Origin of the sequence: Ensifer sp. SSB1, from assembly GCF_016652895.1 — a bacterium.
GTDB lineage: Bacteria > Pseudomonadota > Alphaproteobacteria > Rhizobiales > Rhizobiaceae > Ensifer.
In genome coordinates, this window is the sequence record NZ_JAEPRP010000061.1 from 3,801 (window position 1) to 11,110 (window position 7,310).

A 7,310-nucleotide genomic window follows, 5' to 3' on the forward strand; every position below is an offset into this window, starting at 1 on the left:
CCCCTTCGACGAGTGCAGCACGGATCCCCTGCATGCCGGGCAGGAAAGTCTCTTCATACTCCCCGCGCATGGAGGCTTCTAGGACAGCCAGTTCAATGTCGCGGGTGTAGCGGCCCTTCAGATCCCTAAGGAACTCAGCGACCTGGTTGACGACTTCGCTCTGAACCGAGGTGAAGCGGGTCACATGGATCAGCATTGAGGAGTGCTTGTTGCCCTGTCCGCGCAGCTTCCGGACCGCGCAAGCATATACGAAGGACCGGATCGCTTCCGCGAGCGAATCCGGCACGCGGCCCTCTCCCTTCCAACGAGGACGATGTCCGTTCTTGTGTGGCTTTATCTCCGGAGATGTAGTGGTTTTACTCGGCATCCAAGGCTGAAACTCCTCGTCCGACAGGGGGCGCACGAGGGGCAAGTCGTCGGGCGTGCTGGAGGCCGATCCGAACACACGCCCCGGCCCGACATAATTCGATGGCGCCGCGAGGTTGGTGATGAAGGCCGCAGGGAAGAGGTCCGGCCCATGCTCCTGCGTCTCTCCGCGATCATGGATGAAGATGTTTGCGAAGGGCGTAGCCGTGTAACCGACATAAGCCTTCCGCGAGAAGTGGTGGAGGATCGACCGGATCAGCCTGTTGATGGTTTTCGGCTGATGCTCCAGATCCGGGTTACCGAACTCGTCCACGACGTCTTCACCCGTGTCGACAGACCCATGATCGGACTCGTCGTCGATCACGAGGAGAGGCAGGTTGGTGACGAGCTTGCGACCGGTTTCGGGGTCGACGTGATTGGCGACACGATTGCGGATCCAGTGCAGCAGGCGCTCGAGGACCGTCTTGTTCTTCTTGACCACGAACAGCCACGGTCGCTGTTCCGGGCTGATGTTCATCTTGGCCGCGACGGCCGTGTTGAAATCGCCCTTGTCGCTCCGATTGGTTGCTGCATTTGGACGGACGGATGTGTCGTTGTCGATCAGCCCGACCCCAACCGCAGGGAGCTCTTCGGCGTCTGCGATGGTGGCAAAACCGAGGAACCCCTCGTCGAGACGGATCTGGGTCTGAGCTCTCAGATTGTTGTGCAGGCCCGCCAACACGATGATGATCTTGTAGCCGGCGTCTGCAGCCTTGCAGATCAGACCGGTGTAGTTGCCCGTCTTGCCCGACTGCACATGGCCGACGACCAGCCCGCGACGATCCCATGCGCCTTCCCGGGTCGGATCCTCGAGCTGCGAGAGGACTTCATCAGTGGCGACGTCCAAGGCGTCTAGGGCCGTCCACGGGATACGCGTCTCCATGTACTCGGAATAGCGCCGCCAGTACGTCCATCCCTTCTTCCGCTCCGCTTCGAGCCAGGGAACATGGTCCTCTCCGCTCGAGAGGGTGGCATTCTCGCCAACGGTGCGACTTGACCGACGGATCAATTCGTCAACGAGTGCGTCACGGTCGACGAGCGCAAAGTCCTCCTCCACGATGACCGCAAGCTTTTTCAGCTCCTTCTCGATCATTTCCGGAGTGACAGCACTTTGGGCACGCTCCGAGCTGAGGCGGAGCATGTTCTGCGCCATCGAAAGTATTGAGTCAAAAGCCTTCTGATTGGAGATCGTCATTTCGAGTCTTTCACTTCAAGAGCTGAAACCAAATCGAGGTGCCGGTCGAATGGTGGGGTGCGGCCGAGCCGTTCCCTTGCATCGGCTGGGTTGAGTCGGCGAAATTTCACGAGCGCTTCGAACATCGAGGACAGCGTCTCCATAATTTCGCTTTCAGGGGCACCTGCGAAGCCCGTCCTCGGAGTCTCCTTATCCTCCGCTGTGTCCAGCCAGATGCGCTGGACCGGAACCGTCTCCTCGATGAGCCTCAGGAGCGCGAGGAAGTCGGGCTTGATGGAACCGGCCCGATCAAGGATCGAGGCGACAAGGTCGTGGTCACGGGCAATCCGGTAGGACGTTCCCTGAGCCGAGCGCCGCACCTGCCAGGCCTCCGCGACAGCATTCGAGCGCGTACCCGTGAGCGGCGTGATGTGACCCCGATGAGCAAAGACCCGTCTCGCGGTCTCCCGGGTTTCCGACGCAAGCCGGTGAAGCTGTGGTCGCAGCCGAACCGGCGGACTGGCCGTCGACTTCAGAACGTTGATCTTCCACTCGGCGTCTGCGCTGTTCGGTATGTCGAGCCTGATGCGGGCAAGTCTGTGGGCTTCGTCGCGCGGCCAAGGTTTCCCTCCATCCCCGAGACCCAGCCAACCTCCTGCCAGCAGGAGGCGTCTGTTCCGGTAGACGTAGAAGCCCTCCTGCTGCGTCCACCCTCCCCGCCCGGCAGCTGCTTCCTGTTCGGCATGCTTGAGCATGTCGCGATGCGGTAGGACATGGCACTGGACCATCACGCCCGTCGTGTGGAGAATGCGATATTCGGCGCTTTCAAGGGCCTTGCCGGGGTGTCCGGTCAGGAACGGATCCCATGGCTTCACCACTCTGCCGTTGAGGAGCAGTTGAAGTCCGGGCTGCTGGCCGTCCACAAGACGATGGAAGGTCATCGCGAGATGCGCCTCCACACGATCGGCGAGCTCGATCATGTCGTTTGCCGTGAACCCATCGGTCACGATGCGGTCGACCTTTTCCCAAAGGACGATAGTGCCATGTTCCATTTGGTCGAGCGGCGCAAGCAGACGCTCCGATCCCGGTGCGGGTCCTTCGAACAGCGGCCATTCGGCTCCTGGTTCCTTGCCGATAAGATCGAGATCCCAGCGCAGGCAGACCGCGGGCCCACCATTGCGCCGACTGGCGACGGTCAGCCGCCGAGCTTGGGAGAAACTCGCTGTCTTCAGGCCCAGCCCGAAACGCCCCAGATCACCGGAGGTGCGTTCGGCCCGCGGATCGCGTGCACCGAGCCGCATGCCGGCTTCGAGGGCGGCATCGTCCATGCCGGCACCGTCATCGATGATCCGCACCCAGCTTTCGGGGCCGGCCCACTCGAGATGTATGGAGACCTCGCTCGAATTCGCAGCGATGGAATTGTCGATCAGGTCCGCGATTGCAGTCGCGGGTGCATAGCCGAGCCCCCGAAGGGATTCGAGCATCGAGGCGGCATGTGGGGGAACGTTTCTTACACCCATGTCGTCACATCCCTAACAATGTCTGCAAACGACGTTTACGACCCGGATGCGAAAGGTAGTTGAGCCCCTTGGCCTCGATCTGTCGAATGCGTTCGCGTGTAACCCCGTAGACTTGGCCAATTTCCTCAAGGGTCATCTCGGCGTCGCGCCCGATTCCGAAGCGCATTCGGATTATCTCTGCCTGACGCTCTTCCAGTTCTGCCAAGGAGGCCGCGACAATTCGTTCCGTTTCCGCTTGATCGAAGGGGTCTTGGATTTGCGGCTCGGGAAGCAATGCATCCCAATCGTCAAGAGCTTCGGGATATTCGCCCTGACGTGGTATCTCGCGCAGCAGCCGCACCGCTTCGCGGGTCCAACCCAATTCGACGGCGAGTTCATCGTCCGAGCCGGTAACGTCAGCCCTGACGTCCGGCATTTCAATCGCCCGATCGAGCTTTGCGAGGTTCTCGTGACGGTGCGCCGGGATACGAATCGCCGTGCCCTCATCGGCGCGCCATCGCGTTATTGCCTGTCGCATCCAATAAGTGGCGTAGATCAGGAAGCGATAACCTCGCTCGGGGTCGAACCGACGTGCGGAATTTTGCAGTCCCAGGAACGCCACTTGGAAGACGTCCTCAGGGTCTTCGCCCTCCTCGACGTTTCGGGCCGCAAAACGCCGCGCATATGGAAGGTGCTCAAGGATCAGGCGTTCCGTGGAAGCCTCAAATACTGAAATCAGTGTGTCCAATCGACTGGCATTCTCGAGACTTGCCTGCTCCCGTTCCAGGGATCTGACAATCTCCTTGTGGAACGCCATGGAGAGATCGAGCGCTTCCAGCGCAGCAAGTGCCTCTCTGCGCCGTTTTCCATCCATAACGCGGCCATTGACGTGCCAGGACTTCAGGGTATCCGCAGCAGCGAAGACTTCCGCCGTTTCGGCGTGGTCCGGACGCCCGGGGAATATGGACCTCAGCGAAACAGTTCCGGGACCTCTGAAACCATCCCGAATGCTGTCCAGAACGTTGAGGATAGTTTCCACGGCAGCTTCGCAGGCGAGGATGCTCACCTGAAGCTCCTGCTTCGCACGCACCATCGGCTCCAGCAGCTGTAGCTCGTCGGATTTGTCCATGATGAAGCGCTGCGTGCCGGGCAGCCGTGTAGATCGGGTAAGAGCTGCCTCAATCGCCTCAGCCAGATCACATGTCGATATACCCGATCTTGCATCCCACAGCCCGAACTCATGCCCGGAGGCTTGATCAACGAACTCGAGGCCAGCGGCTTCGAGGTTGCGCTGCAGGCTGACGCGCAATTCCTGCAGATCACCGTTGCCTTCGCACAGTGCGGCCAGGGCGTCCATATCGTCGACGGAGAACCATCCCTTCGGGAGGGTTTCCTCGACCCACGTCATGCATATCTCGGGATCTATTGACAGCCGCGTTCCGGTCTGGACTACCGCACGCTTGACCGATCGCGGGCCGCGGTTGCGGACCTTCAGGAAGTCATGCTCCGTACTCTGATCGAAGGTGGTCGTGGCGCCAGAGCCGATGCCCTCTCCGGCTATTTGCACCGGTGAAAGGTAGAGCTCCCAGTCCCGGGCCTCGTCATCTGCAACCGAAAGTGCTGAATTCACATGCGCGACGAATGTCCCTGAAGCCTTTTCGCCTGCGGACTGGCCGAAAAAATCCTCCGGCGTCTCTTCGGCCACAAAACTCAGTAGGTCATCCAGCTCATCTGAAGTGCCGTCTGGCTCCACCTGCTGGTTCATGGCCATAGAGGGCTTGGGAACTGCCTCGATCCTGCTCGTGGCGGCCGCGAACTCCGAACCCTCGTCGAGTGTATCAAACGATTCGGGCTCCAGCGAATTCGCAATAAGCGAAGAGAGTAGCTCTCCGACGAAACGGTGGCCTTCTGCAAATGCTACGTCAGCGGGTGTCTGACGTTCATGGTTCAGTGCCCCGGGATCGGCATCGGCCCGAATGAAGAGATCACAAAGGGCAAGACTCCCCGTGCGCGCCGCCAGATGAAGCGGTGTGTCTCCCTTCTGGTCGACCGCATGAATACGCGGGGATGCTGCAAAATCGTTTAATCGCGCCAGATGCCCATCCGCAATTAGTCGGATTTCGACCGGGTCGAGAAGACGGCTATCAAGTTCGTTCGTTGCTCGGGGGCGATTGCTGAGTAGCCGGGACGGCCTATCCATGATCTTCATGGACGACCTCCCTGTTGAGAAGAACGATCTGCTGATCCTGCGGCCTCCTCGCTCCCGGATCGGTATCGAGCCCGAGACGCCTGAGTGCATAATTGAGCAGGGCACGCCTGATCTTGATCTTCGCTTTGCCACCCAGCATGCCGTAGTCGAGCGCGATGACTTTTGCCTGTGTTTCTGAAAGCGCTGGGTGGGGCCCGACTTCCAGCGTGATCTCAGAGTTCCAATCGCGGTCAGCGCCGGACAAAACTCCGCTCTCCCTTGAGCCGCGGATATCGAGTATCCGGGACAGCAGGAAATCCTTGAAACGATCATCGGTCAGGCAGAACGCCCGGGTATGCCAGCGGAAACCATCGAACGCGATGGCATGCGGCGCGATCCATCGCCATCGGGGCTCCGGAACTGAAAGAGACTGATACTTTACCTCAATCGCTTCGGCGCCACGGATGGCTCCGACGACCGACCGGAGCATCACTGGGTTGACGCCGCGCACAGGTGTCGCGGCGGACGCGTAGGGCGGGAGATCGGCGATCCAGGAATCCTCGCGGCTGAGAATCCCGTCTGCCATCGACCTCAACTGGGCCAGATAGCGGCTCGCATCGGGTTCGAGGAATTGCGGCTTGAACTCGTGGCCACGGACATACATCCGCGCGCGCTTGTCGTAGGCCATGTTGTCTGGAGCGAACCCGATGTAGCGATTCAGGTCTGTAGATGCTTGGTTGAGCGATACCCCGAATGCGCCCATCAAGTCGGAGCGATTAACGCGCCCTTCCCAAAACAGGCGAAATTCGATGAACTCGAGTCGTCGTTCGACGCCCCACCGAAGGTTGGCTTTTTGAGTCCCCACCATGCCCCCACGACATGACCTAACGAAAACTGGGAGCGTCCAGTTTCTGGTTTGTCAGGTGAGCCTATCCGAGGCTTGGAGCTTATTCAATCAGGAATGTACGAACGATAAGAGCGAGTCGGCTGAGTTGTGCTGTCTTCAAGGTCGCTAGGCGTCTGGTGCGACGGAAGATCCCTGCCGATCTCCAGATTACGACCGGGAAGGGGTACGGGCGACCCGCCTGGCACTCACTTCCTGCCGCCCCTCGTGCACATGGACTGGAGGTGGTTGTCTTCGTGCCGATTATCCAGCTTTCTATTGGTTATGCTTCGGATGAGATGGGCAAGGAACCGATGCGCAATTTGCAACGGGTTGCACCGGGAAATATCCCGATCTTGCTACGGTCTCCAATTGCCTGTGGCAATGGCGGGAGAACAGGTCGCGATATCTCAGGTTGTACCGGGACCGCGGGCGGCGCGATTACAGTGCCGGTCGAACGGAGGGAACAGACCACAGTCGGCACCTGTGGAGGTTGGTGCAACGGGTTGCAATCGGGAACCGGCCAGGGGACGTGGAAGAGAGCAGCCGGGCGGCGGCGCATGTAGCCCTCGGGCATGTCATGCCGCGTTCACGCGCGTGAGCATGACATCGAGTGCCGTCGACTTGGGCGGTACCGGCGCAGGGCATGACCATGTGTTTGAGTTCTGCCATTTCCGCTTGCAGCTGGTTGCAGTCCAGAACTGGGACCGCGGCCCCTCCAACACTAGGTCGAGCGAAAACGTTCGCCTGCCGCAAAGAAAATAATGCGAGCTTTCAACAAGGGGTCATGACCGAGACCGTCAACCCGGGTTTACCATCGCCGTGACCAAATCCCGCAACTCACTCGCTGATGTCGAGTTCCAGAAATAGCCGTAGCCAAGGCCTTGCCAAAACGTGCTCTTGCGATCGACAAAAAGCAGATGCCCGCGAAGCAGACGCTTCACAGGCCGTGCGTGGCATCGCGTCGAGATTAATCTCCCGGCGTCATCATATCGCTCGATGTTTCCATACCTCAAATCTCGAACAAAGTATTGTCCGTTTATCTCTGCCAACTCCTCCGTGTCGCCACATATATCATCATAGACGCCGGACGGCTCAAGCAAATGAAGATCCATAAAAAAGAATGAAAGCGCAGGCTCGGCGCAAATATACTCGAATGTT

The 7,310-nt window shown here is 59.6% G+C and carries 5 protein-coding genes; all 5 read right to left on the bottom strand.

Annotated features, from left to right (window positions below):
- Positions 1 to 1,600, bottom strand: a 1,600-nt coding sequence (locus tag I8N66_RS16680; RefSeq protein WP_291155448.1) for a Z1 domain-containing protein, incomplete at its 3' end; no start/stop codon positions are given.
- Positions 1,597 to 3,099, bottom strand: coding sequence for an ATP-binding protein (locus I8N66_RS16685; RefSeq protein WP_291155451.1), 1,503 nt, complete (start codon positions 3,097 to 3,099; stop codon positions 1,597 to 1,599). The genes I8N66_RS16685 and I8N66_RS16680, both read right to left, overlap by 4 nt.
- A gap of 4 nt (positions 3,100 to 3,103) precedes the next feature.
- Positions 3,104 to 5,287, bottom strand: a complete 2,184-nt coding sequence (locus I8N66_RS16690) for a sigma-70 family RNA polymerase sigma factor (protein WP_291155454.1) — start codon at positions 5,285 to 5,287, stop codon at positions 3,104 to 3,106.
- Positions 5,271 to 6,134 (bottom strand): WYL domain-containing protein, encoded by an 864-nt coding sequence (locus I8N66_RS16695; RefSeq protein ID WP_291155457.1) that lies wholly within the window; start codon positions 6,132 to 6,134, stop codon positions 5,271 to 5,273. The genes I8N66_RS16690 and I8N66_RS16695 overlap by 17 nt, the downstream gene beginning before the upstream one ends.
- A gap of 815 nt (positions 6,135 to 6,949) precedes the next feature.
- A partial coding sequence (locus I8N66_RS16700) for a hypothetical protein (RefSeq protein WP_291155460.1) occupies positions 6,950 to 7,310 on the bottom strand: 361 nt, incomplete at its 5' end.

What these genes read in the sequence shown, in the direction of transcription:
- I8N66_RS16685 (WP_291155451.1), bottom strand. Translation starts at nt 3,099, where the DNA reads ATGGGTGTAAGAAACGTTCCCCCACATGCCGCCTCGATGCTCGAATCC.
- I8N66_RS16690 (WP_291155454.1), bottom strand. Translation starts at nt 5,287, where the DNA reads ATGAAGATCATGGATAGGCCGTCCCGGCTACTCAGCAATCGCCCCCGA.
- I8N66_RS16695 (WP_291155457.1), bottom strand. Translation starts at nt 6,134, where the DNA reads ATGGTGGGGACTCAAAAAGCCAACCTTCGGTGGGGCGTCGAACGACGA.